The 1537-nt window shown below is 63.9% G+C and carries 2 protein-coding genes; both read right to left on the reverse strand.

What is annotated here, in order from left to right; all coding sequences use genetic code 11:
- Positions 1–68: 68 nt before the first annotated feature.
- Complete coding sequence (locus tag A2J02_RS01065; RefSeq protein WP_068045629.1) at positions 69–863, reverse strand: ParA family protein; 795 nt, start codon at positions 861–863, stop codon at positions 69–71.
- 59 nt (positions 864–922) lie between these two features.
- The coding region (locus A2J02_RS01070) for an MFS transporter (RefSeq protein WP_156516031.1) at positions 923–1537 on the reverse strand (615 nt) is incomplete at its 5' end.

Raw genomic sequence — 1537 nt, forward strand, 5'->3', positions numbered from 1 at the left:
ATGTGGTCGTCGAGCAACGCGGTTCCGACGTGGTCGCTCTCGGCTGACCCGCCGGCACGGGCTTCGTTCTACTCCGCCGGATCATAGGTCTTCAGATCGGCTTGACCGTCCCAGTACGCCAGCAGATTCTCGGCAAGTTCTCGATAGGCCTGTGCGCCCTTGTTCTTTCGTCCCGAGAGTACCGTCGCGCCCGAGGCACTGGCCTCGGCGAAGCGTACGGTCCGCGGAATCGGCGGTGCTAGAACCGGCAACGAGTAGCGGTCCGAGACGTCGCCGAGCACATCCCTGCTGTGCGTGGTGCGGGCGTCGAACAGTGTGGGAAGGGCACCGAGCAGCGTCAGATCGGGGTTGGTGATCTGTTGCACCTCGGACACCGTTCGCAACAACTGCCCGACCCCGCGATGAGCGAGAGTCTCGCACTGCAGGGGCACGAGCACCGACTGTGCGGCGGTGAGGCCGTTGAGGGTCAGCACCCCCAACGACGGCGGACAATCGATGACGACGACATCGAAGTCCTCGAGGATCGGCGCGAGTGCACGCTTGAGCGCGAACTCACGACCCGCGCGCATCAGCAGCAGGGCTTCCGCACCTGCGAGATCGATCGTCGCCGGAAGCAGAACGATTCCTTCCGCAGTCTCGATCAGCACGTCCTCGACCTTCGCATCCCCGGTCAGCACCTCGTGCACCGAGGAATCGAGCTTGTCGGGATTGTGTCCGAGAGAGAACGTCAGACAGCCCTGCGGGTCGAGGTCGACCACCAGGACTCGTCGATCGAGAGCATGCAGCGCCGCCGCGAGCGAAGCCACCGTGGTGGTCTTGGCGACGCCGCCCTTCTGATTCGCAACCGCGAGAATTGTCGTCACGGCCCTGATCCTTGCTTACATCGAGCCGATGAGCGAGGGTTCGGCATCTCTCGGGCGCGTCAGTGCAGCGAGATCGGTGCCGCGGACCGCTCGGTCACGTGCTTCGTCCGGGGCAGGAAGAAGGCGGGAACGAACGTGACGACGATCAGTACCAACGCGACCATGAAGGTGGTCCCGAAGGCCCTGGCCGAGATGTCGAAGGCCTCGATCTGGCTGGTTGCGGTCAGTGCGGGCTTCTGCTGAGCGGTCAGCACCACCGACATCAGTGCGGTACCTATCGACCCGGCCGCTTGCTGGACGATGTTCATCAACGTCGAGCCGCGCGCAACCGTCTCGTCGGTCAACGTCTGCAGCGCAGCCGTCATGATCGGCATCATCGTCGAACCGAGTCCGAGTCCCATGACGAACAGTGCACCGATCAGCAAGGTGTACGAGGTGTCGGTGCCGACCCGAGTGAACACCGCCATCCCTGCGGTGATGAGCACCATCCCCACCAGCACGATCCTGCCGGGACCGAACTTGTCGGCGATCACTCCGGCGATCGGCATCGCGATCATCGCGCCGATGCCCTGTGGTGCGAGCAGCAGCCCGGCAGTCAACGTCGTTTCTCCACGAAGCAGGAAATAGCTCGGGAACAGCAGACCCGCGCCCATGAAGGCGACCATGAAGAGCGT

This window comes from Rhodococcus sp. EPR-147 (assembly GCF_001647185.1).
Taxonomy (GTDB): Bacteria; Actinomycetota; Actinomycetes; order Mycobacteriales; family Mycobacteriaceae; genus Rhodococcoides.